Here is a 22357-nt window from a genome sequence, read left to right as displayed (position 1 = left end):
GCCCCTTAGGTGCAACGAGGTATCGGCTACAACGCTTCTTGCGCAAATAACAAACAGCAACAACACGCGTGGTGACACCATTTTGACACCATGCCTCAATTTACAAACATCTGATTAATAGCGAATTAAAAGCGTTCACGGTGTTCACACTGCGCAGCGTGAACACTTTTGAGGGTTTATGATGTAATTTCCAGGCATGAGGTTTTAATATGCCCCGGCTGTGAGCGGTGGCATATTTTCTATGCGTTTGGCAAAGTATAAATCCCATGCATGCTGTTGCTGTTTGTTGGTGCTGTGGCCGGTATCTTCGTCGTAATCGATATTCAGCTGTTTGTATTTGGCATCTATACGATTGAATATATCCATCGCCTCGTTTTTGTAATTGGCGGTAAAGCGGGTGCGGTTTACAACGCGCAGCACTTCCTGCTGTTCCAAATAGGCGATATTGTAATGGCCCTGCTCGTGCTTTAATATTTCGGCAAGAGATTGCTGCGAGGTAATGCGCGAGCGGTCTATCCACGATTTGTAGTGATTCATATCCAGCCGCACGTTGAAATGCAGGATATACTCGCCATCCTGATGCGTAGCCTGGAAATGGAAGTCGATAGTGCAATTGGTATAAGCCACCACGCCGCGATTGTTGGCGCGGGGGTAGCCCTGGAAATCATCAGCCGTTAGCTGCCTGAAAGGCTGGGCATGAAGCGTAAAAGTAGCAAGCAGCAACAACACCGATACCGTGCCTGCACGTAATAGTTTAAAAATCATCAGAAGGGGTTAAAAAGTAATTTTACTTTTTGACTTTATCTGACTGCAGAAGGTTTAATGCCATCATTTCTTTCATGGTATGCTCCATACCGGCGGTAGAGCCGTCTAAGAATATCACGTTGCCGTTAGAGTTTTCGGCGAAGTGCTTGATAGATTCTGTCCACATGGTGAAGAGGATAACCGAGGTATCCATATTGGCGCCTTGCATTTCTTTAGCGGCCGTAGTCATACCCTTGGCCACTTCCTCGCGGAATAAGGCGATACCCTGGCCACGCAACTGGGCGGCCTGGCGCTCAGCCTCGGCAGAAATTTTGATGGCGTTACCATCGGCTTCTGCTGCTTTGGTTTTGGTGATGAGCAATGCCTGGCCCTCGTTTTCGGCAGCGGCTTTGAGGTTATTAGAAGCCACTACCTGGCTCATGGATTTCATGATGACGTCATCGAACGTGATATCGTTTAGTTGCAGATCTTGCAGGTGGTAACCCCAGCCTTCCAGTATAGTATCCAGTTGATCTTTTACGTGCTCTACGATGTCGCGGCGCAGTATCAGCACCTCGCTCTGACGCTTGGTGGCAACGAATGCGCGGATGGAGCCCTCTACGGTGCGGATGAGTGCCTGCATCAGGTTACGTTCGTCTACGAATTTAAAAGCAACGTTCTTGATTGCCTCTTCTGATTGATCCAGTACCGAATACAGCAGCATGGCTTTAAAATAAACGTTAGCCTGATCGAACGTTACGGCCTGGAACTCCAGCTCTACCGAGCGGTTCTGGATGGATATTTTTGAATAAACATTTTCGATGAAGGGAATCTTGAAATTCAAGCCCGGTGCTAATATGCGGCGGTATTTGCCGAACACGGTTATGACCACGATGGTGCCCTGTTTTACCGTAACAAACGACGAGGCCACCCCGATAAAAACAAGAAACAGGATGATGTAAAAAACAATAGATGTTGATTCCATTTGGCTTTATAATTTGAAATAAATATAGGCTTATTTATTTGAGGCGCAAGAGGAATTTAAAACGAATGATTAAGGGTAACCTCACGCAAAGGCGCGAAGGCGCAAAGAAAAAAAAATAGCGGCCTTGCGCCTTTGCGTGAAATATTCGACCCCTACTCCGCCACCCAAACCGCATCAACAAACCAATCCTTGCTATCAAAAAGCCTATCCAATGGCTTAAAGCCGGCAACTGCGGCCATGTTATCCACCTGCTCTACCGTAAACTTCTGCGATATTTCCATGTAGATGTACTCGTCTTTGGCGAAACTTATATACGTATCGCCAATATTCACCCGCTGTTCCTGCAAACTAACCAGATAGCTGCGGCAGGCGCCGCTTTCCGGGTCATACATGGCGTAGTGGTCGAATTGTGAAACATCGAAATCGCCGTTCAGTTCGCGGTTGATGCGCTCCAATAAATTCAGGTTAAAGCGTTTGGTAATGCCTCCTTTATCGTTGTAGGCTGATAAAACGGTGTGCGGGTTCTTCTTCAGGTCTGCCCCTATCAACACCATATCGCCGGGCGACAGATGCTGGCGCAGCACCTTGCAGAATGCCTCGGCATCCTTCACCTGCATATTGCCTATGTTTGAACCCAAAAACATCACCACCTTGCGTTTATCGGAAATTGCAGCTGCCTTCGTTAACATATCAAAATACTCGCCCTGCAAGCCATTTATTTTTATGCCCGGCAAGGTAACCGGTAGGGTAATATTGAGGTAGGCGATCACATTTTCCGAAATATCTATCGGCAGGTAGGTAAAATCAGCTTGTTCATCAATCAGGTATTTTAACAGATGTGACGATTTTGTGGCATCCCCCGCACCCAGTTCTATCAGTTCGAAAGCATCGCCATCGGCAATGATGGCTTTGGCTAGCTCCGCAGTTTTTTGGGTGAATATCTCCAACTCGCAATTGGTTGGGTAATATTCGGCGCAGTTCATCAGCTCCTGGAATATCTTATCGCCGTTGGCATCATAAAAATATTTAGAGTCGAGGCGCTTTGGTTTGGCGCTTAAACCGGCTATCACGTCCTTGTAGAACTGTCCGTTGGGGCTTGCGTGCTCTTCAGGTTTTTTCAGGGTGCAGGTAGATGTTTCCATAGGTGTTTTTGCAGTGTTTTATTTTGCGAGGCGTATGCCGGTAAATTGCCAGCGTAATTCGGGTTGAAAAAAGTTGCGGTAGGTAATGCGGCTATGGTTGGGCGGGGTTGCTTCTGATGCGCCCCTCAAAACCTTTTGCCCCACCATAAACTTGCCATTGTATTCGCCGATTGCGCCGGGTGCTTTGGCAAAGCCCGGGTATGGCAGGTAGCTGCTTTCGGTCCACTCCCAGCGACTGCCCCAGTTAAACTGCATAGCCGCGACTTCCCATTCAAACTCCGTCGGCAGGCGCATGCCCTTCCATGAGGCGTAGGCGTAAGCTTCGTAATAGCTGATGTGGCAAACCGCCTCGTGCAGGCGCAGCGGCTCTAAACCATGGTAGGTATAATAATGCCACTCGTCGTCAATCAGATGCCAGTACATGGGGGCCTCTACCTTATTGGTATTTACCCAATCCCAACCGGCGGCATGCCAGTGGCGAAAATCGTGATATCCCCCGGCATCTATAAATTCGAGATATTCGGTATTGGTAACCAGCGCCGGACTAATCCCGAAGGCATTCAAATAAACTTTATGGCGATTATGCTCGTTATCGAAGGAAAAACCTTCGCCCGCAAAGCCAATCTCGTAGACGCCTTCGGCGAGGCTTATGAGATCTGTGCCATCAACCTCCTCTACTCTCGGCTTTACATAATCTTTGGAGTAAGCTGAGAACAAAGGGTTATTGCCGAGGATGTATTTGATATCTGTCATCAGCAGTTCCTGGTGTTGCTCCTCGTGGTTAAGGCCGAGCACTAACAGTTCCTGTACGTCGGCACCTAATGGGCTGCAGGCAATAAAGTTCTGCATGGCATCATCTACGTACTTCCGGTAAAGCTGTATATCGACAACTGTGGGGCGGCTTAAATTCCCTCTATCCGTCCGGATAACGCGCGTACCTACGGTTTCGTAATAGCTATTGAAAACGTAATTGTATTGGGGGTCGTACTCCTGATAGCCCATAAAATAAGGCTTCAGGATAAAGGTTTCAAAAAACCAGGTGGTATGCCCGATGTGCCATTTGGGGGGACTAACATCTACCACGGGCTGCACCACGTAATCTTCGGTTTGCAGGGGCGCGCAGATGGCTTCCGTTCGCTGGCGTACTTTTTTATAACAGTCTGCTAAATCCATTGGTATTACTTACTATCCAAATATCGTTTAAGGTCTGAAATTGTTTTAATATGCAGCTCCTTTGCCTGTTTTTGGCGCATCATTAAGGCATAGGCATTATTAAACCCGATAGGTTTAAGCCACTTCAACTGATAACGCTTTTCAAATTCGCGGGCAACGTAGTTGTAGGTGCTATCCTTGCTCATTTGCAGCTGCATCACCGTTTTTGCCGGGGCCTGCAGTATGGCCAATAAGCCGGTGCCAGTGTATTCGGGGTACAGGTCTATCTGGTCGTTAGTGAGTGCATCGAAAACTATCTTGGTGCCGCCCAGGCCGGTTTTTGTGGCAACGTCGTAATCGGTATAGCCTTTGATAAGCATGGTGTACATGCCTGCCAATATGTATTGCTCGCCGAATATTTTGGAGCCGATGCGCACCACGCCCCCTTTGCCGCCCCTATCTGCCCTGAACAAATGCTTCGCCACCAAAAATTCTTTGGCTACGCGCTCGGGCGATTGGTGCAGATAATCGGTTTTGTAGTTCAGCTCCGTCATTACCGAATCGGTAATCGTGCCGACCAGCAGGTTCAGCGTTTTTTCCAGCTGCGGGAATTTCCGCAGGGCATCTTCGCGCACCACCGGCGCAGCATAATAGGGCGGGAAAATCTTTTTATCATCATCAAGCACCACCAAATCGTAAGCCTTCAGGCGGCCATCGGTTGAGTAACCGCTTATCACATCCAGTTCTTTCTCCTGCGCGGCGTTGTACATCACCGCATCGCTAATCACTATCGTGTGTATCTTCAGTCCGTATTTACTTTGCAGCCCCAGATTACCATCTTGTCGGCCCATAAACTCGGGCGTAAAGCCGGCGGTAAGCTTACTGCCATAAGCAGATGGCACAAAATACAGGCAGGATAATATCAGCAGTAAAACAGGCGCAATTTTTACCGCGCCCTTAATCTTTTTGAAATTGAGCTTTTGAACCAACGACAGCAGGAAATCGAAAATAATGGCCAGCAGGGCTGCCGGTATTGCACCCGCCAAAATCATATTGGTATTGTTAAGCGAGATCCCCCCGAAAATAAACTCGCCCAAACCACCCGCCGCAATGTACGATGCCAGCGTAGCCACACCCACATTGATTACCGTGGCGGTACGTATGCCCGCCAAAATCACCGGCATAGCCAGCGGAAGCTCCACTTTGAACAGCACCTGCCATTTACTCATGCCCATGGCAATGGCAGCTTCTTTTACCGTAGCATCTACCCCGGTTATGCCCGTATAGGTATTGCGGATGATAGGCAGCAGCGCGTACAGCAACAGCGCTACGATGGCAGGTTTTGCACCGATGCCTAGCAGTGGTATCATAAAACCAAGCAACGCTATGCTGGGGATGGTTTGCAAAACGCCCGCTATGCCCAGCACCAAACCTGAAAGGCTTTTTTTGCGGGTGATATAAATACCCAGAGGCAGGCCTATCAGCACCGCGATAAACAGCGAGATAAACGTAAGCCCGATATGCTGCAGCGTTTGCACAGCCAGCTTATCGGCCTGCTGAGCCATAAAGCCCCAAAGCGTTTGCTGTTGCTCATTCATGCGGCTGCAGGGTTTTATACTGTGCGTAAGCGGCCATCAATTGCTCAAAGCTGATGGCCTTTATTACATGCTCGCTGTTGGTAACCTGTATCGTTTCGGCTTTGCTAAATTTAAACCGCTCCAATGCCGACCAAAAATCAAGCTCGGTAGAAAGGGCCGGCGATTTTGCTTTGCTGCTTCCCGCAGGCAAGTGCTCCCACAAATCGGCTAGTTTGATGGCTCTGAATTCCAACTGCAAACGCTCCTCCTGTAAAAAGTCCCGCACGAAATCATTCTTCGGAGCAAACAGTAATTCGGCAGGGGTGCCGATCTGCACTATCTTGCCTTTATCCATCAGGGCAATGCGGTCGGCCAGTTCAAAGGCTTCCTGCACATCGTGTGTTACCAGGATAATGGTTTTGCGTTTCAGTTCATCGAGTGCTTTAAATTCGCCGTGTATTTTTGAGCGGGTAACGTTATCCAGTGCACCAAAGGGTTCATCCATCAGCAGCAGCGGCGGGTCGGCAACCAGGGCACGGGCCAGGCCTATACGTTGCTGCTGGCCGCCGCTCAGTTCATTGGGATAAGCGTTGAGATGCTCTTTAGCCAAGTGTAGCTTCCCCAGCAGTTCGTTGATGCGTCTATCGGTTTTGGCTTTATCCCATTTCAACAATTGGGGCACTATGGCAATATTCTCGGCAACGGTATAATGCGGGAAGAGGCCGTTGTTCTGCAATACATAACCAATGCCACGGCGAAGCGTCTCGGGGTTTTCTTGGAGGATATTTTTATCATTGATGTAGATTGCGCCGCTATCGGGCTCTATCAGTCGGTTCAGCATTTTTAAGGTAGTGGTTTTGCCGCAGCCGCTGGTGCCCAGCAAGGCCAGAGTTTCGCCTTCGGCTACCTCAAAAGATATGCCGCCCACAGCCTTTGTGCTGCCGAATGTTTTTACCAGATGCTCTACTTTTATCATAGCGGCCAATTAATCCTCCAAAGTCATGAAAAGATTATTGAGCGATTCGGAGTAGGTGGGGTGGGCAAATACACAATAGCGGATCCTGTCGTAAGTAATGCCGCCTTCCATGGCCATCTGTAGCACGGTCATTATTTCGCCGCCCTCTGTACCCACTACGGCTACACCCAATATCTTTTTAGTATCGGCATCTACCACGGCTTTCATCAGTCCCCGCGTATCGCCGGTTTCCAGCGCCCTGGCTACGTGCGACATCGGCAGCTTAGCCACTTTTATATTCAGGCCCTGCTTGCGGGCCTCAGTTTCGGTGATGCCTACGCGACCGAGTTCGGGGTCGGTAAACATACAATAGGGTATTGGGCGGTCTTTAGTGTTTAGGTCTAGTTTTTCTATCAGGTTGCGGTACACGATGGTATAATCATTATACGAGATGTGCGTAAACGCCGGCCCGCCCTTTACATCGCCCAGCGCATAAATGCCTGGCTGCGTGGCCTCCAGCTTATCATCTACCTTAATGTAGCCTTTCTCATCTAACGCTACGCCGGTCTTTTCCAGGCCGAGCCCATCGGTCTGCGGGGCGCGGCCAATGGCTACCAGCACATGCGTGCATTTCAGCTTGCTTTCCTTACCAACGGTATCCAATGTTGCCGTAACCTGGTTTTTGCCCTTGTTTTTGAATTTTACTGCTTTTGTGTTGGTGAGCACTTTTATACCTTCCTCCTGTAGTATGCCGGTTATCTCTGTAGAGATATCTTCATCCTCGCGCGAGAGCAGCCTGCCCGATTTCTCCAATATGGTAACCTTGCTGCCGAACCTGCGGAACATCTGCCCAAATTCCAACCCGATGTAGTTGCCGCCCAGTATCAATAAATGTTCGGGGACTTTCTCCAGCTTAAGGATGCTGGTTGAGGTGAGGTATTCTATATCGTCCAGCCCATCGATATCATGCGGGACGATGGTTTTACAGCCGGTGTTGATAAATATCTGATTGGCCGTAAATTGCCGTTTCTTGCCCGTTTTGGGGTTTACGGAGATAGTTTTGTTACCAATAAATGTGGCCTCGCCAAAAAGCAGGTCGAGGTTTTTTGTTTTCTCCATTGCGGCCTGGCTGCCCGTGCGCGATTTCATTACGATGCCGTTGGCACGTTTCACTACCTGCTTCAAATCTACCGTGTAACCCTTTATGCTAATGCCCATATCGTTGCATTTGCCCGCCAGATAGGCGAGCCGCGCACTGGCCACCATGGTTTTGGTGGGTGTACAGCCATCGTTTACGCAGGTGCCGCCTATAAAGCGCTTCTCTATCAGCAGTGTTTTCATACCGGCGTTGGCCAGCTTTTTCGACAAGGGGGAGCCCGCCTGCCCCGAGCCGATGATTATTGCGTCGTAATGCTTCATATCAATCGGTTATTTTTACGCCTTTCCAGAAGGCAACATGGTTGGCAATATTGGCGGCAGCAGCCTTGGGTTCGGGGTAATACCAGGCGGCATCAGTGTTTTGCCTGCCATCAACCTCCAGCGTGTAATACGATGCCAGCCCTTTCCAGGGGCAGGTGGTTTGCGTACTGCATTCCTTAAAAAACTCCGACTTGATACTATCCTTAGGGAAATAGTGGTTGTTTTCTACAACGATGGTATTGTCGCTTTCGGCAATAACCTGGTTGTTCCAGATGGCTTTCATGTGAGGTTGATTTGTGTATAAAGATACCGCAACGGCATCGGAATTATAAATAGCGAAATGTATTTTTTGTTTGTCCGCATCAAAAATGAGATGCCTTACACAATTGGTAGCGCGTAACGCAGAAACCTTACAGCGAAAATATTTTAAATTTTATTTTTAATTTCTCAGAAAACGCATATCTTTGCATTCCCAAAATAAGGGGAACGAAATTAAAAAACAACGATTTCGCCACCCAGAAATGGCCCGTTCGTCTAGGGGTTAGGACAGGAGATTTTCATTCTTCAAACAGGGGTTCGATTCCCCTACGGGCTACCAACCCTCTTTACAAAGTGTAAAGAGGGTTTTTTCTTTTTGCAACTTTTAAAAGATGCCCCGATTGCATATAAATGAATATTTTAGGGCTCAGTCTATAATTTCCCTCAGGAGTTTGTTCAATTCATTAACCGGTATTCCTGTGGCGTTTTGCCAACCCGTTGTTTGAAAAGACGTGCAAAATGCTGCGGGTATTTAAAGCCTATGCCGTAAGCTATTTCGCTTATTGATTTGCCTGCGTCAAACATTTGTTCCTTCGCTGCATCTATAATTTTATTTTGAAGGTATTCCTGAGCCGATTGTCCCGTTTCTTTTTTTACCAGGTCGCCAAAATATTTCGGCGAAAGATGAAGTTCTTCAGCACAATAAGCTACGGTAGGGAGGCCTATTATCGCTGGTTTATCCGATGTAAAGTAATTATCCACCAGGCTTTCAAACCTTGTTAATATATCTTTATTAACATGCTCACGAGTGATAAACTGCCGGTCATAAAAGCGCTCACAATAATTAAGTAACAATTCAATATTGCTGATCACCAATTTCTTGCTGTGCTTATCTATCGACCGTAATAATTCCCTTTGGATTTTGTGAAAACATTCCAGCAAGTCGCTTTTTTCACGTTCAGAAACATGCAGGCCTTCTTTGACACTATACAAGAAAAAATGATAGTCATGAATGTGTTTACCTAAACTGGTGCCATGGATAAAGTCGGGATGAAATGCCAGCGCCCAGCCGTTTGGTTGAATAAAAGTGTTTTCCTCATCAAATCCCGCCAGCTGCCCCGGCGCAATAAATATGAGCGTTTCTTGCTGGTAGTCATAATGGCTCCGGCCGTACAACATATCGGCGCATTTTTCTTCTTTCAAAAACACAACATAAAGCCCCGAGGTAAAACGGCTCATTTTGATAGGCTTTGAACTTGACTGGTCCAAAACACTAACGAGGGGGTGTAGGGTCTCCTGTCCCCGTTCAGTGTTGAATTGGGTTACGCTATCTAATTTGATGATCTTATTCATATTCGGTATTAAGCTTACTCAAAATTAAGTATAAGTAATCCGGTTTTTCCAAAGTCAATGGATGATCTGGAATATTGGTTGGTAATACAGGAATTTGTATAACTGTCACGTAGATAAATACCAAGACCTTTGACAATGAATCAAACATACATGATCATGAAAAAGATATTCCTTTTACTTATAGCTGTTTTTTTTACTTCAATTGGCATTCATGCACAATCAAAAACGGATACAGCAAAGATTAAAACAACAAAGAAATACCAGGCGAAGGCACCAGCAACGCAACCGTTCGGGAAAGACGCTTTTAGCAAATCAAACAATACAACAATTCGCTGGCTGGGCATGGCCGGGTTCCTTGTCAACAGCCGGGGGACAACATTCATGATTGATCCATTGCTGGAAGGCTATGATATGCCTTTACTGATGAAATTTCCAATCCTGCCCAAAGAGGTGCCGCATTTGGATGCCGTATTTGCAACTCATAGTGACAACGACCATTACAGCGTAGAAACCTTCAAAGACCTCGCTCCTATAACTACTGCATTCTATTCGACGATCTACGTAGATTCGTTAATGAAAAATGATGGTTTGAAATCTTTTGGTTATCCCATCGGCGGTAAATTTCAATTCGGTAAAGTAACGGGTAAGCTGATTCCGGCAGATCACGCATGGCAAAACGCCTATCCGAGGCCAGGCCAAAGACATTTTGCTCCTGGTGATGCCTGCGGTTTCTGGTTTGATACACCGGACGGTGCGATTTATGCAACAGGAGATTCCCGACCTATGGAAGAACAGCTGCATATGTCTGCGCCGGATGTGATACTGCTGGATTACTCAGAGGATGCGCAATGGCACCTGGGATTAGAAGCATCGGCAAAACTAGTAAATGCTTACCCCAAAGCTATTGTACTTTTAGGCCACTGGGGTTTTGTTGATGCACCTGACTTTACACCCTTTAATGCAGATCCCTCAAAACTTAAAAAACTAGTAACCAACCCCGAACGGATCAAAGTGCTTGCGCCGGGCGAACCTTTTGTTTTAGAAGCAATAAGGAAGTAAATGGAACTTATAAATCTGTAATTATGAGAAGCAAATCATTAAGAACCTTAACCAGCTTAATTGCACTTATCTTTTGCAACACTGAAATGAATGCTCAAAACAAAGAGCCAGTTGTAAGAATGGCGAAGATCGTAGTAGCGGCCGAGCAACTGGAAGCTTATAAAAAGCTGCTGAAAGAAGAAATCGAAATGTCTATTCGCATAGAACCCGGAGTTCTAACGTTATACGCTGTTCCTGAAAATAATAACCCTACGCATATAACCATTTTTGAGGCCTATGCAGATACAGAAGCTTATCAGCGCCATTTAAAACGGCCGCACTTTTTGAAATATAAAGTGGCTGTGAAAGACATGGTAACGCAACTTGATCTGATAGAAGTAAGCAAGATCGCCTTAGGCGGTAAACCCATGAACCAATTATAATCTTATGAAAACATAATGGAATGTTGTTACGGGGCTTTGCCTGTTTTTCTGCTGCTTATGCTGCAGCCATGAAGGTTTCTCACAAAACAAACTTAGCGCTAAGGCTGCGAAATAAACACGTGGAATTCTGATGCCGGCAGGTGCAGGGGGAAAAAGAAGAAGCGAAGATGCTGAACGCCTATTTGGGTACTTTGCAGACAAAGGTAAGGCATGCACACCAAATCTTGCTTGACAGCGGGCTGGAAGTAACCGCTGAAAACCTCAAAAAACAGTTATCCGGCAATGCAGAAAAGCCCAGATATTTAATGCAAATCTTCGAGGGGCATAAACGAAGAATGAAATCCTTGATCGGGAATGGCTTTGAGGCCTATGCGCTGAGGGGGTACAATACATCTGTTAAACATTTATCCGGCTTTTTAAAAGCTAATCACGGAAAGACGGACATCGACGAACCTGATGAAGTATTAAAAAGCGGAAATTTTCTACCCGAAAATTCCCGCTTTTTTTTGCGCCTGATTGTTTCATCTTCAGATGGAAAACGGTGCTTGCTGCATTCGTGACCCATTTAAACGGATCGCAAGTATAAAAGAAACCCTTTTCCGGTGTTTACCATTTCTGAATAATTTATTTTCTATCGGGATGACACACTTTTAGGCTCTATTGTGCTTCAAACTAAGGTGCCAGATCCAACCTTTAACATAAATGAGTATTTTTAAATTTAAAAGTTGTCAATGTGATGTCGGTCATTATCAGAAACAAATAACAGATGGGAACCGCTTTTTTTAATTGCCTTACTATTAATAAGTTTAAATAATGAAGATCAAATACATATTCTTAATTACATTCCTTTGGAATAGTATTCACAATCCAGCTTTCGCCCAACAATTTAAACACCCGGGACTTCTATCCGGAAAAGAAGACATTGCCCGTATTAGAAAGGGCATTTTCGATGGTCAGGCTGATATAACATCCGGCTATGATACATTCAAACAACATTTGCAAAGCCAGTATAGCTACCAAATGCAGGGCCCCTTGTCTGCCGTGAGCCGTAATCCCACAGTTGGGCAAACAATTTATGACAGCGATGCCAATGCAGCTTATCAAAACGCAATGATGTGGGCAATATCAGACAATAAACTATATGCAAAAAAAGCAGTTGAGATCATTAACGCCTGGTCAGATAAATTAAAAACAATAAGCGGAAGAGATGCTGTTTTGATGGCTGGTTTGGGACCGTTTAAAATGATCAACGCAGCCGAACTGCTTCGCTATACTTATCCCGACTGGAATAATGAGGATATAAAAAAAACGGAGAAGCATTTTAAAGAAGTAATTTATCCGGTTATAAAAAATTTCGCACCGTTTGCCAATGGCAATTGGGATGCAGCTGCTTTAAAGACGGTTATGGCCATTGGCATATTTTGTAATGACAGGGGAATATTTGAAAATGCCATTCGCTATTACAAAAATGGAGCAGGCGACGGTAGTCTACCTAATTACATCATTAATCAGACCGGACAATGCCAGGAAAGCGGCAGGGATCAGGCACATACACAATTAGGGCTCGCACATTTAGCCGACTGCTGTGAAATGGCTTGGCACCAGGGTTTAGATTTATATGGATATGATGACAATTTGTTGTTAAAAGGATTTGAATACGCTGCCCAATATAACCTTGGCTATGATGTGCCTTTTGTTCCTACTGCAGACAGGACAGGAAAATATACTCACTATAAGATATCAGAGGAAGGGCGCGGCAAAATCAGGGCTATTTATGAGGAATTGTATAACCATTTTGTAAAAAGACGGGGAATGTCTGCGCCTTACACTGCAGAAGCAGCTACCAGAATTCGGCCGGAACCTCAAGGGCTACCTGGCGCTGATCATATTGGGTTTGGCACCTTTTTATATAGCCGATCTGGCCCGGATGATTTACATCCATCTCCTCCATCTGCTCCAGCCGGCTTGACTATTGCAAGTTCAGGAAAAGCAAACCAATTGGGTTGGGTTCCAGTAGAGGGCAGTAAATGCTATAAAATCAAGCGGTCAACTTTTCCGGGCCGCAATTACCAGATCATTGCTAAATCTGTTATGGAACCATTTTTTTTGGATAAGTCAGCTAAACCTCATCAAATTTATTACTACACAGTTTCAGCTCAAAATCAATACGGAGAAAGCGCGCCCAGCTATCCGGCTTCGATAGCTACCGGTTTGCCTGATAAATGGTCGGTTAAGGATATTGGCCTTTTAAACCCGGCAGCGAAGCCAAACAGTTTAAATAACAAAAGTGCAAGCTCCGGAACTGTATCATTTGACGGCACCCAATATAGGGTTGAGGGAATGGGGACTGGATTAGACAGTGCTGCCGATCACTTTACTTATCTTTATCAACGAATGACTGGAAATGGCTCCATCACAATTCGTTACGTTCCTCAATTAAGTTCGCAATTTTCACAATTCGGCCTTATCGTTCGGCAAGGATTGCAAATTAATGCACCCACTGCGGCCATTATCATTGGGCCAGAAATTTCAAAACAGATCGAAGCTCCGGAGTGGTCTGCAAAACACAAATTGCGAGAGGGCCAAAACGAAAACATGAGAACAATCGCCTCCAGTTTACCCTTGTCGGCACCAGGCGTTGCCTATAGCCGGCTGGTAGGAAATATTTGGTTAAAACTGGAAAAAAAAGGAAATTTAGTGATATCAGCCATTTCCACAGATGGACAAAACTGGCAGAAAATTGGCCAAACTGAATCTCGTAATTCTGCGCCGGTTTATATAGGACTGGCAGTTGCTGCCGGCAAAACACAGCTAAGTACAACCGTTACGTTTGACCATGTCAAAATTGAACAGTGAAACATGCAATGGCTAAGTCAGAAGGTATACTCTGTTGTTATCGTTGAGCATATTCTAACCTGTTCTAATTTGTGTACCTTATTCAATTTTCGGCACACTTAATTCCAACCGTACCAAATACTTAAAATATGAGAGAAGAAAAATAGCGGCGTTTCAAACATTGTTTGGAGTATAAATCAATAAAGCTTCTGTCTATGCATTGTCTGTCCTCGTGACAGTGCGTACCAAAAAAACTATCATGATAAACATAAAGCCCAGCGTATTCGCAAGCATAATTTCTGTCTTACTGGTAACAGCAAGTACTTGTTCACTTTTAAAGGCGCAAAACAGACAAGAAACCTCTCTGGAATCACCCGATCACAAAACTAAAATCGAATTAAAGCTAACCGAAGCGGGCCAGTTGTCTTATCAATTGAAATTTAACGGGCAAAGGGTAACAGAATGGTCTCTCTTAGGCTTAGAAACGAGCGGCCCGGTTTTATCCAACGGTATTAGGATTGAAAGCCACAATAAAACCAAACATAAAAACAGTTTCGATTGGCCGCTGGGAGAAGATAAGCGTATAAATAACGTTTACCACCAATTGGTTTTGCACTGCAGGTCGTCTGACGCTAAATTTGATTTAGTTATGCGCGCATATAATGGGAGCTTCGCATTTCGTTACATTGATAAAGATATCGGTATAGGTATAGTAAAATTGCATAGGGAATTAACAGAATTTAATCTCGCTGACAGTTATGACATTTTTCAATACCATGAAGAATCTATTTTTCGGCGGGTATCGTTAAATGACCTATCGGGAATTTGCGACCTGCCAGCCACATTGGTCTCCGGAAAGAAACTTTATATTAGTATTGGCGAGGCCGAAAACCGCAATTTTACTAAATGCGTATTAGTCAAGGGCCAAACACCAAATAGTCTTAAGTTCAATTTCTACACGGATACAATTTATAAAAATGGGAAGATTCAGTCTATAAACAAAGATAGTGACGTGGGATTTCGAGATAGCCTAATTTCTCCGTGGAGAACCATCAGTTGTAGCACGACGGCGATCGGTCTGCACGAATTCAGCCAGCTTAATTTAAAACTCACAACTCCATTAACAAACGAAGCTCCACTCAATGTCAAGCCTGGAAAGGTTTTTAGAGTGCCGGTAACTACTAATGGCGGAATTGACGGTATAGATTTGGCAAAAAAAATGAATTTTCAATATATCATGTTTGATGCGGGCTGGTACGGTGCGGAATTCCGAACAAACTCTGATCCGACAAAAGCCATTCCGGAACTGGACCTTCCAAAGGTGATCGAATATGGTCGTGCTAACGGCATAGGCGTCATTTTGTATGTAAACTATGTAGGCTTGAAAGCTAAACTCGACACCATCCTGCCACTTTACAAAAAATGGGGAGTAAGCGGACTAAAGTTTGGTTTTGTTGATGGTGGCACTCAAAGTGGCTTGACCTGGCTGGATACAGCAGTTAAAAAGACGAATGATTATGGCTTTATACTTAACATTCACGATCATTATAAGCCTACCGGTTTAAGTCGTCGATACCCATACCTGTTATCGCAGGAAGGTATCCGCGGCGACGAAAACAGTCCTGACGCTTATCACAACACAGTGCTTCCTTTTACGCGCTTTCTGGCCGGCCCTGCAGATTTCACGTTCTGCTATCCCAATGCCGCCAATCCTTTCAGTAAAAATATAAAAGTTAGTAAAGTGCAACAATTAGCGTTGACTGTTATTTACTTTGACCCGCTACAGGCCATTTTTTGGTACGGTCGCCCCGAAGATTATAAAGCGGATGATCCAGATCTTCAGTTTTTAAAAGCTGTTCCAACTGTTTGGGATGAATCAAAATACCTGAAAGGGAATATTGGCGAATTTATCTGTGTCGCACGCCGCAAGGGCGAAGTTTGGTATTTGGGAAGTGCGTCGGGTTTAATTCCGCTTTCTACAGAACTTCAATTGAGTTTTTTACGAAAACATATTTCTTATACCGCTACGATATATGAAGATGACGGCAATAACGGCGTAAAAATTATAACGCGAAAGGTTACATCAAAAGACAAACTACCAGTGCAAATATCAGGAAAAAGCGGACAGGCGGTAATTCTTACGCCAGCATTATAATTTATGCCGGAAAATCTTAAATAATCTTCGGTGTAAAATTCTTAACGATACTCTGTCAACGATCAGCCAATTTAAGTTCCTGTACGTAACAGATTATTATAACGTGGAGATTTCGAAAATCAAATCATGGCAGAGAATTCAGGTAGCCTGTCTTTTTTGTTTATACCGACATCGCCTTAATTCATCGCTCTATCCTGCTTAAAATTTTATTATAAGCAATAGTGCCGGTTCTTTTCTATACCAACTATTCCGGCAACCCTGATAAATTTTGAATGTTTCTATATGTGGATAGAGTATCATTCTATAAAGTTCTTGTCTTAAAGGTATGAACAAACAAACTTTGGATCAATTTCCCGATTTGGAAATCCACTTTTTGCAGTTACCTGTTACTGAAGACATAATAAATGCTCATTGGAATAAAATATGTTCGCAGATCTCTGTTGCTTCTACTGATGCAACTATCGATACTAACTTACCTGAAGCATCCGGCGAATCCGGATTATCTTAAATAAACTGCTCAATAGAAACTCCAAATACACGGCAACCTAAAAACCCAGGTTATTTTATATTTTTCAGCCTTACCAATTCTGTTTGTCAAATCAGTTTCAGCGAGGATAGAATAACCTTTCAGAATTTCGACGAAGGCTTTACTGCAAAGTCAGTAAAATGGAACGGGAATAAGATTAAGATTTTTTGTACCGGCGAATCAGATAATAAGGTTGGCTGTTACACGGATTTTGATTGGTTTCGGGTAATTAGGTAGCTTGATACCCATTAATTTATTTTAAAAAACAAGGTAATAGTTCTAATTTGCAGGTAATGAAAAATAAAACTGAGGGTGGGCCTGATTTAACTTCCTTCAAAATAAAAGATGTTAAAATAAGTGAAGAGAAAATTCTTTCCCACTGGACCGGCATTTTAGCAAAAATCACCGGTGGGAAAAAAAAGAAGGTCTCAAATAAACGATAGCCGCGTTTTAATGATAAAAATGCCGAATGCAATTTTTGAAACTGTTTTATTCTAAACCGAACTCACATGACGATATGTGCAGATTTCAGGAAACCGCCGAACATTGAACGAATTAAAATTGAAAACTACTGTAATTAAGCTGCCGTATTTTCACATTGTCTGCTGGAAACAACTCTCAATTTGCTTTAGTATATTCTTATTACTGTTAACATCATCAAAGATGAGCGCAAGGCCGTTTATAGAACAGCTTGGATCAAAAGATGGTTTATCAAATAATGAAGTAAGATGCATTTTTCAGGACTCCCGCGGGTTCATGTGGTTTGGCACTTATGATGGGCTGAACCGCTATGACGGCTATGATTTTAAAGTCTTCAGAAATAATCCGAAAGATCCGGGGTCAATCATTCACAGCTTTATCAATACCATTGCAGAAGACAGTAGACACGCCATGTGGATTGGTACCCGACAAGGCGTAAGCGTACTTGATCCAATTACTTTAAAATTCACAAAGGTTTTTTCCTTCCGACCAGGGATTCGAATTAGTCAAAAACTTACTTCCTTTGTTACTTCAATTAAAACTGACAAAACCGGCGATATCTTTGTCGCAACTCAAAACAATGGACTTGTTATTTTTGATCATTCGTCGAAAGGTCCAGGTATGGAGATACCATTTTGGGGACCAGGCGGCAACCATTGGAATTATTCCGTTTCCACCTTATTTTTTTTTGATGAGCACCTTTTCCTTCTAATTGAAGGCAAAGGTCTTTGCATTTATGATCGCCACAACAAAAGGTTATTATTATTAAACTCTAAATTAAAAAAAGCCAGTTGTATCTATGGGGAGAATAATCTGCTTTGGATTGGTACAAACGCTGGTTTGTACCGCTATAATATTGGCCTTAATAGCTTTGAGCCGGCTTTGACAGAAACAGATGGCGGCCTTAGTTCGGGCAGGATAACTTGTTTAAAAGCTATGCCCGGCGATAAACTATGGATTGGTACTGATGGTGGGGGCATTAGCATACTTAACAAAAAGACACAAAGATTAACCTATCTCACCGGGGGCTTTCGCAGACATGCCTTGTCCAGCAACGCCGTTTACTCGATATTTCTAGATAACGAAAACAGAAAATGGATTGGTACTTTACGGGGTGGAATCAACATAATTGATGATGTAAAAAACAGATTTCAGAATATAGTTCAAGACCCCACGCTTTCCAATAGTTTAATAAACAATTTTGTCAAATCGCTTTATGAGGACACAAAGGACCGGATTTGGATTGGCACAGATGGAGGCGGGCTCAGTATTTGGGATCGCAAAAATGAAAAATATGAAAATTACGTTTATAAAAAGAATCAGTACGGCAGCCTAAGCTCCAATTTCATTACCAGCATCAAACAGGACTATACCGGCAAAACCTGGGTGGCAACTTACAGTTCCGGTATCGATCTTTTCCAGCCACAGACAAAAACTTTTAAGACATATGTCGGCCTTGACGAACAAGGCAAAGCAAATCACAAGTTTTTTTGGTTGCTTTTTGAAGATCACTTTAAAAATTTATGGGCAAGCGGCCTCCAGGATGGCCTTTTTCTTTATGACCGGGCAAATGACCAGTTCAGGCTTTTCGATCCTTCTGTTAAAAACATATTAGCTTTCCACGAAGACTTAAATGGACAACTGTGGGCAGGAACGTTTGATGGTTTGTTCCAGTTAGATATTAAGAATAAAAAACACAAGTATTACGCGATAGGTAAACCTGTAAGAGCTATTCACGAAGATAAAAAACACCAGTTTTGGATAGGGACGGAAGCGGGTCTGATGCTGTTTAACAAGAATCGAACGGAAGTCGTAAAACAGTTTACTACAGACGATGGGTTAAGCAGTAATAACATCCTTGGTATTGAGGAAGAAAAGGGAGGAGACCTTTGGTTAAGCACGTTTAACGGGCTTTCAAAATTCAATTCACAAAGTGGAAAGTTTACCAATTTTACCCAAAGCGATGGATTACAAAATAAGGAGTTCAACTTTAATGCGTCGTTAACGCTTCGCTCAGGCGAAATGGCATTTGGCGGGATCAATGGTTTAAGCATATTTTTGCCAGAGAAGATTCTTCCCCTTAAGAATAAGCCAAACCTGGTTGCAACCGCAATAAACCTTAATAATCATTCTATTAACGATCAGGCAAATTATATATCGGCGATTACAGATCAACAAATTTCTGAAATCACTGTACCATATAACCGGGCTTCCTTATCGGTTAAATTTGCGGCCATAGAATTTACGGCTCAGGAACGCATCAATTATAGGTACGTGATGAAAGGTTGGGATCGCGGATGGAACAATTCGGGGCAGAATCGCAATGCTGTATATACGCGACTTAATCCCGGAACCTATACCCTGCTCATCAATTGTACCAATGCTGAAGGGCAATGGATCAGCAAAACAATTTCGTTGCGGGTAATCGTTCTGCCTCCCTGGTATCTCACATGGTGGGCCATTACGTTTTATATCGGTATATTAATTTGCTGCGTCTACTGGTTCCTGAACTATCGATTTAGAGAAACTCGTTTACGATATGAAATTAAAATCGCAAAAGCAAACGCAGACAATCAACAGAAACTTCAAGAAAAAGAAAGGGAACTTAACGAAAGGCGGGTAGAGTTTTTTACGGGAATTTCTCACGAATTCAGAACACCGCTATCGTTAATCATAAATCCGATTAAAGATATTTTGACGCGCAATGGAAATGAAAACAGGAACGATTTAAGTTTGGTGTATCGAAATGCGAGAAGATTACTCAGCCTTGTCGATCAACTTCTCCTGTTTCGAAAAGCGGAGGCAGGTGCTGAAAATATTTGCGTCACCCCTCTAAATATTGGTATGGTTTGTCAAGAAGTCTTCCTTTGCTTCGTTCAGCAAGCCAAAGCTGCGGACTTGACATTTGAATTGACGGTACCTGAAGAAGAAGTGATAATTTATGGCGAGCGGGAAAAGATAGAGATCATATTATTCAATTTGATTTCAAATGCAATAAAATATTCGCCGCATGGAAAAATTGTAAAAGTGCAGCTCCACTCCAACCAGGATGACGTTTTAATTAAAGTTATAGATAACGGGAACGGAATTCCTACGACGATCGGCGATAAGATCTTTAACAAATTTTATCGTTCAAGAGATGCAGGCCATCCCGTTAAAGCCGGTTTCGGTATTGGCCTTTATCTCGCTAAACAATTTACAGACGATCATTTTGGAACGCTTACGTATGAAAGTGCTCCCAACTCAGGAACAACTTTCTTGCTTAAACTAAAAAAAGGCATTGCACATTACCCTGAGAATGCCGTTTCACTGATTGCAGATTCATCTTCCGAAATATTAAGTGAACTATCTGATCAGCCTTTGGTGCTGAATGACAATTTAGGTGTTAACGTAAAAACTGAAGAGTTTTTGGGAATGGATATCTTTTCAGATAGAAAATCGGTCCTAATCATTGATGATGACCTTGATATACGAAAATATATCAAAAGTATACTGGAAAGCCAGTATATAATTTTCGAGGCAGAAGATGGTAACTCCGGATTACTTTTGGCAAGGGAAAAGAATCCTTCGCTTATCATTTGCGATGTCATGATGCCTGGAATGAACGGGCTTGAACTGTGCTCTTTAATCAAGAAGGACCCATCGATGAATTTCATTCCGATGATTTTGTTAACTGCATCCTCCTCGCCGGAAGGAAAAATAAAAGGGCTGGAAAGCGGTGCGGATGATTATATCAGTAAACCTTTTGAAAGTGACGTTCTCACGGCGAGGGTTGCCAACCTTTTATTGATCAGAAGTAATCTGCAAAACTATTTCTATAACGCAATCACTCTTAAATCTGCTGAGATAAATATTTCTGATGAATACAAACAGTTCCTCGAAAAATGTATAACCATCGTTGAAGCTCATATGACAGATTCAAACTTCAATACCCAAATGCTTGCTGCAGAACTTGGCGTTAGCCGTTCTAATCTTTTCCGCAAAGTGAAATCATTGTCTGGTCATAACATCAACGGATTCATCAGATTTATACGTCTTCGCAAAGCAGCCGAATTGTTGATCCAAACTGAGCTCAACGTTAATGAAGTAGCTCTGGGAACTGGTTTTAACGAAATAAAGTATTTCAGGACGCAGTTCCACAAGTTATTCAAAACAAACCCTTCGGATTTTGCCAAACAAAACCGCCGGATTTTCAAAAAGAAATATAACGTCATCGAATAATAGTCAAAACGGCCGGCCGGTATGTATTAATCACTTACAGGACTTTTATGGCCAAATTATACCCTTTAAATGACCGTTTTCTACCCTATATTTCTGACAGAATCCCATCATTTTAGCTTCTACAAAACCAAATTATAACGCATCGTTAAACTTTTACTTTTCAGAACCCACAACTGTTAATTCATAAGTGTTCTGGCGAAGCTGCTGACGGAGTTTTTTAAAGTTACTAAGCTATAAGCCACATATGAGTAATAATAATCAATTGTCAATCTGGTGGGATGAATCCCGACTGGGTGATGTTAAATCCTTCGGACAAATTCATCATGCATTATACCCTTCCTTATACCGCTATATTTTTAAGATAATTAAAGACGATGACATCTGTCAAGATCTTCTCCAGGACCTTTTTGTAAAACTGTGGGAAAAAAAAGAGGCCATCGGTGCCATTAGTTTTGTAAAAGTTTACTTCTTCAGAACAGCCAGGTCTTTAACTATCAATCATCTCAAATGCATTAGAAACCAAAATGTGCCGTTTGAAGAAGGAATGGAAGCTGACTTTGTTTTTTCGCAAGAGGAAATTGTCGTAAAAGACGAAAGTCGCTCGGAATTGTCCAAAATGCTAACAATCGCATTAAATACCTTGCCTAAAAGGCAGCGCGAAATGATATTTTTAAAGTACTTCGATGGATGGGATTATGACGAAATTGCCGCCGTGACGGGTATTAATTATCAATCTGTGGTAAATCACGTTCATCGGGGGATCGTCCATTTAAGAAACCGAACGGCAGACAAAAACTCACTTAATTTCCTTCTTGCCGTTTAGCCCTTTAAAAGAACTGGCTATTTTGATTCGTACGAAAATTAACCAGTAGTTCACTAGGTCCTTAAAGTCCAAAGCTTTATAATGTACCGGATGTTAATGCTTTTTGAAAAAATCTAATTCGATTGTTTTATGTCACGTTTCCCTCACCATCAATCGTGTTTTCAGAACATTTGATAATCCTATCAAAAATATCCCTGGCTTCTTAAAAGTAAGTTATCATAATTACGCTTCCTTATTTGTAAACAAAGGGG

Annotated in this window: 18 protein-coding genes and 1 tRNA gene; 10 read left to right on the top strand and 9 right to left on the bottom strand. The window is 43.3% G+C overall.

Translation table 11 applies throughout. The features are described from left to right. Positions 1-204: 204 nt before the first annotated feature. The 8 genes from AC1DYT_RS03080 to AC1DYT_RS03045 all read right to left on the bottom strand — a co-directional run bounded on the left by AC1DYT_RS03080 (position 205) and on the right by AC1DYT_RS03045 (position 8257). A complete protein-coding gene (locus AC1DYT_RS03080; RefSeq protein ID WP_477468185.1) occupies positions 205-765 on the bottom strand; it encodes a DUF922 domain-containing protein in 561 nt (186 codons plus the stop codon). A 22-nt stretch (positions 766-787) separates the two neighbouring features. Further along, positions 788-1729, bottom strand: coding sequence for an SPFH domain-containing protein (locus tag AC1DYT_RS03075; RefSeq protein WP_477460685.1), 942 nt, complete (start codon positions 1727-1729; stop codon positions 788-790). 152 nt (positions 1730-1881) lie between these two features. Then, complete coding sequence (egtD, locus tag AC1DYT_RS03070; protein ID WP_477468184.1) at positions 1882-2871, bottom strand: L-histidine N(alpha)-methyltransferase; 990 nt, start codon at positions 2869-2871, stop codon at positions 1882-1884. 18 nt (positions 2872-2889) lie between these two features. After that, positions 2890-4044, bottom strand: coding sequence for an ergothioneine biosynthesis protein EgtB (egtB, locus tag AC1DYT_RS03065; RefSeq protein ID WP_477468183.1), 1155 nt, complete (start codon positions 4042-4044; stop codon positions 2890-2892). Positions 4045-4049: 5 nt separating this feature from the next. Then, the gene (locus tag AC1DYT_RS03060) at positions 4050-5621 is read right to left on the bottom strand and encodes an ABC transporter permease/substrate-binding protein (RefSeq protein ID WP_477468182.1); all 1572 of its coding nucleotides are present in this window, start codon (positions 5619-5621) and stop codon (positions 4050-4052) included. Beyond that, the gene (locus tag AC1DYT_RS03055; protein ID WP_477468181.1) at positions 5614-6576 is read right to left on the bottom strand and encodes an ABC transporter ATP-binding protein; all 963 of its coding nucleotides are present in this window, start codon (positions 6574-6576) and stop codon (positions 5614-5616) included. The genes AC1DYT_RS03060 and AC1DYT_RS03055 overlap by 8 nt, the downstream gene beginning before the upstream one ends. Positions 6577-6585: 9 nt before the next feature. Then, on the bottom strand, positions 6586-7974 hold the full coding sequence (locus AC1DYT_RS03050; protein WP_477468180.1) for a mercuric reductase: 1389 nt from the start codon (positions 7972-7974) through the stop codon (positions 6586-6588). A 1-nt stretch (position 7975) separates the two neighbouring features. Further along, positions 7976-8257 carry a DUF427 domain-containing protein gene (locus AC1DYT_RS03045; protein ID WP_477468179.1) on the bottom strand — a complete coding sequence of 94 codons (282 nt, stop codon included), beginning with the start codon at positions 8255-8257 and terminating at the stop codon, positions 7976-7978. A 240-nt stretch (positions 8258-8497) separates the two neighbouring features. On the opposite strand from AC1DYT_RS03045, the gene AC1DYT_RS03040 reads away from it, so the two are divergent. After that, positions 8498-8572 (top strand) — tRNA-Glu (locus AC1DYT_RS03040). 116 nt (positions 8573-8688) lie between these two features. On the opposite strand, the gene AC1DYT_RS03035 is transcribed toward AC1DYT_RS03040, so the two are convergent. Then, positions 8689-9585 carry a helix-turn-helix domain-containing protein gene (locus AC1DYT_RS03035; RefSeq protein WP_477468178.1) on the bottom strand — a complete coding sequence of 299 codons (897 nt, stop codon included), beginning with the start codon at positions 9583-9585 and terminating at the stop codon, positions 8689-8691. Positions 9586-9741: 156 nt separating this feature from the next. Between AC1DYT_RS03035 and AC1DYT_RS03030 the strand changes: the two genes are divergently transcribed. The 9 genes from AC1DYT_RS03030 to AC1DYT_RS02990 all read left to right on the top strand — a co-directional run bounded on the left by AC1DYT_RS03030 (position 9742) and on the right by AC1DYT_RS02990 (position 22106). Beyond that, a complete protein-coding gene (locus AC1DYT_RS03030) occupies positions 9742-10644 on the top strand; it encodes an MBL fold metallo-hydrolase (RefSeq protein WP_477468177.1) in 903 nt (300 codons plus the stop codon). A gap of 23 nt (positions 10645-10667) precedes the next feature. Continuing rightward, positions 10668-11066, top strand: a complete 399-nt coding sequence (locus tag AC1DYT_RS03025) for a putative quinol monooxygenase (RefSeq protein WP_477468176.1) — start codon at positions 10668-10670, stop codon at positions 11064-11066. A 167-nt stretch (positions 11067-11233) separates the two neighbouring features. After that, positions 11234-11626, top strand: a complete 393-nt coding sequence (locus tag AC1DYT_RS03020; protein WP_477468175.1) for a hypothetical protein — start codon at positions 11234-11236, stop codon at positions 11624-11626. A gap of 253 nt (positions 11627-11879) precedes the next feature. Then, the gene (locus AC1DYT_RS03015; RefSeq protein WP_477468174.1) at positions 11880-13922 is read left to right on the top strand and encodes an alginate lyase family protein; all 2043 of its coding nucleotides are present in this window, start codon (positions 11880-11882) and stop codon (positions 13920-13922) included. A 238-nt stretch (positions 13923-14160) separates the two neighbouring features. Further along, positions 14161-16056, top strand: coding sequence for a glycoside hydrolase family 97 protein (locus AC1DYT_RS03010; RefSeq protein ID WP_477468173.1), 1896 nt, complete (start codon positions 14161-14163; stop codon positions 16054-16056). Positions 16057-16381: 325 nt separating this feature from the next. Continuing rightward, the gene (locus AC1DYT_RS03005; RefSeq protein ID WP_477468172.1) at positions 16382-16564 is read left to right on the top strand and encodes a hypothetical protein; all 183 of its coding nucleotides are present in this window, start codon (positions 16382-16384) and stop codon (positions 16562-16564) included. Positions 16565-16875: 311 nt separating this feature from the next. Further along, entirely contained in the window at positions 16876-17025 is a 150-nt protein-coding gene (locus AC1DYT_RS03000) for a hypothetical protein (RefSeq protein ID WP_477468171.1), read from the top strand. Positions 17026-17245: 220 nt separating this feature from the next. Continuing rightward, positions 17246-21283, top strand: coding sequence for a hybrid sensor histidine kinase/response regulator (locus AC1DYT_RS02995; protein WP_477468170.1), 4038 nt, complete (start codon positions 17246-17248; stop codon positions 21281-21283). A 244-nt stretch (positions 21284-21527) separates the two neighbouring features. After that, the gene (locus tag AC1DYT_RS02990) at positions 21528-22106 is read left to right on the top strand and encodes an RNA polymerase sigma factor (protein ID WP_477468169.1); all 579 of its coding nucleotides are present in this window, start codon (positions 21528-21530) and stop codon (positions 22104-22106) included. Positions 22107-22357 lie beyond the last annotated feature (251 nt).

The sequence above is a fragment of the Mucilaginibacter sp. P1_D10 genome (assembly GCF_056406215.1).
This window is presented reverse-complemented; position numbering and strand designations above follow the sequence as displayed.

What these genes read in the sequence shown, in the direction of transcription:
- AC1DYT_RS03050 (WP_477468180.1), bottom strand. Translation starts at nt 7,974, where the DNA reads ATGAAGCATTACGACGCAATAATCATCGGCTCGGGGCAGGCGGGCTCC.
- AC1DYT_RS03035 (WP_477468178.1), bottom strand. Translation starts at nt 9,585, where the DNA reads ATGAATAAGATCATCAAATTAGATAGCGTAACCCAATTCAACACTGAA.
- AC1DYT_RS03055 (WP_477468181.1), bottom strand. Translation starts at nt 6,576, where the DNA reads ATGATAAAAGTAGAGCATCTGGTAAAAACATTCGGCAGCACAAAGGCT.
- AC1DYT_RS03005 (WP_477468172.1), top strand. Translation starts at nt 16,382, where the DNA reads ATGAACAAACAAACTTTGGATCAATTTCCCGATTTGGAAATCCACTTT.
- AC1DYT_RS02995 (WP_477468170.1), top strand. Translation starts at nt 17,246, where the DNA reads ATGAGCGCAAGGCCGTTTATAGAACAGCTTGGATCAAAAGATGGTTTA.
- AC1DYT_RS03080 (WP_477468185.1), bottom strand. Translation starts at nt 765, where the DNA reads ATGATTTTTAAACTATTACGTGCAGGCACGGTATCGGTGTTGTTGCTG.
- AC1DYT_RS03020 (WP_477468175.1), top strand. Translation starts at nt 11,234, where the DNA reads ATGCTGAACGCCTATTTGGGTACTTTGCAGACAAAGGTAAGGCATGCA.
- AC1DYT_RS03015 (WP_477468174.1), top strand. Translation starts at nt 11,880, where the DNA reads ATGAAGATCAAATACATATTCTTAATTACATTCCTTTGGAATAGTATT.
- AC1DYT_RS03030 (WP_477468177.1), top strand. Translation starts at nt 9,742, where the DNA reads ATGAAAAAGATATTCCTTTTACTTATAGCTGTTTTTTTTACTTCAATT.
- AC1DYT_RS03000 (WP_477468171.1), top strand. Translation starts at nt 16,876, where the DNA reads ATGAAAAATAAAACTGAGGGTGGGCCTGATTTAACTTCCTTCAAAATA.
- egtB (WP_477468183.1), bottom strand. Translation starts at nt 4,044, where the DNA reads ATGGATTTAGCAGACTGTTATAAAAAAGTACGCCAGCGAACGGAAGCC.
- egtD (WP_477468184.1), bottom strand. Translation starts at nt 2,871, where the DNA reads ATGGAAACATCTACCTGCACCCTGAAAAAACCTGAAGAGCACGCAAGC.
- AC1DYT_RS03060 (WP_477468182.1), bottom strand. Translation starts at nt 5,621, where the DNA reads ATGAATGAGCAACAGCAAACGCTTTGGGGCTTTATGGCTCAGCAGGCC.
- AC1DYT_RS03075 (WP_477460685.1), bottom strand. Translation starts at nt 1,729, where the DNA reads ATGGAATCAACATCTATTGTTTTTTACATCATCCTGTTTCTTGTTTTT.
- AC1DYT_RS02990 (WP_477468169.1), top strand. Translation starts at nt 21,528, where the DNA reads ATGAGTAATAATAATCAATTGTCAATCTGGTGGGATGAATCCCGACTG.
- AC1DYT_RS03010 (WP_477468173.1), top strand. Translation starts at nt 14,161, where the DNA reads ATGATAAACATAAAGCCCAGCGTATTCGCAAGCATAATTTCTGTCTTA.
- AC1DYT_RS03025 (WP_477468176.1), top strand. Translation starts at nt 10,668, where the DNA reads ATGAGAAGCAAATCATTAAGAACCTTAACCAGCTTAATTGCACTTATC.
- AC1DYT_RS03045 (WP_477468179.1), bottom strand. Translation starts at nt 8,257, where the DNA reads ATGAAAGCCATCTGGAACAACCAGGTTATTGCCGAAAGCGACAATACC.